The organism is Caballeronia terrestris, from assembly GCF_001544515.1.
GTDB lineage: Bacteria > Pseudomonadota > Gammaproteobacteria > Burkholderiales > Burkholderiaceae > Caballeronia > Caballeronia terrestris.
The window spans coordinates 1-801 of sequence record NZ_FCOL02000551.1; the positions used below are offsets into that span (position 1 = coordinate 1).

1 protein-coding gene is annotated in these 801 nt (G+C 56.1%); it reads left to right on the forward strand.

Annotated elements, in window-relative coordinates; all coding sequences use genetic code 11:
• A partial coding sequence (locus AWB67_RS38880; RefSeq protein ID WP_087660938.1) for an ABC transporter ATP-binding protein occupies positions 1-801 on the forward strand: 801 nt, incomplete at its 3' end.

Below are 801 nucleotides of genomic sequence, written 5' to 3' on the forward strand. Positions count from 1 at the left end.
CTGCCGCAGACGCTAGCGCGTCATAGCGGAGGGGAGATTCTCTTTGAGGGTAGGAATTTGGTATCGTTGCCCGAGAAGCAGATGAACAAGCTTCGAGGAGAGTCGATCGCAATGATCTTTCAGGAGCCGATGACGTCGCTCAATCCCACCATGACTGTGGGAGACCAGATCGCCGAAGCCATTCGACACCATCGCAAGGTATCGAACCGGGACGCCCGTCGCTTAGCGCTCGAGGCTCTACACGAGGTAAAAATACCGGCTGCCAACGAGCGATTCGATCACTACCCTCATCAGTTTTCGGGCGGAATGCGTCAGCGCGTGATGATTGCAATGGCGCTTGCATGTAAGCCTCGTCTCCTTCTTGCGGACGAGCCAACCACGGCATTGGACGTGACAATCCAGGCGCAGATTCTCAGCCTCTTAAACGAACTGAAGGTTGCACATGGTATGGCGGTCGTTTTCATTACACACAATCTTGGTGTAGTTGCTCAGATCGCCGACAGAGTTGCAGTCATGTACGCCGGAGAGGTCGTCGAGACTGCAGACGTTGAAACGCTGTTCGAAGCGCCGACACATCCCTACACCGAGGCTCTATTGCGCGCTATGCCGCGTGTCGACACCGACGGTCAGAAGCTAGAAGCTATCCCGGGTGGAGTACCAGCCATTACCTCAAGGGCAACCGGATGTGCTTTTGCACCGCGCTGCCGTCTAAAAGAGGCGCGCTGCGAAGCTGAGCCGCCCAAGCTTGTTGACATTGGCGCCCAACATCAAGTGCGCTGTTGGGTCCGTGCAGAGCAAATG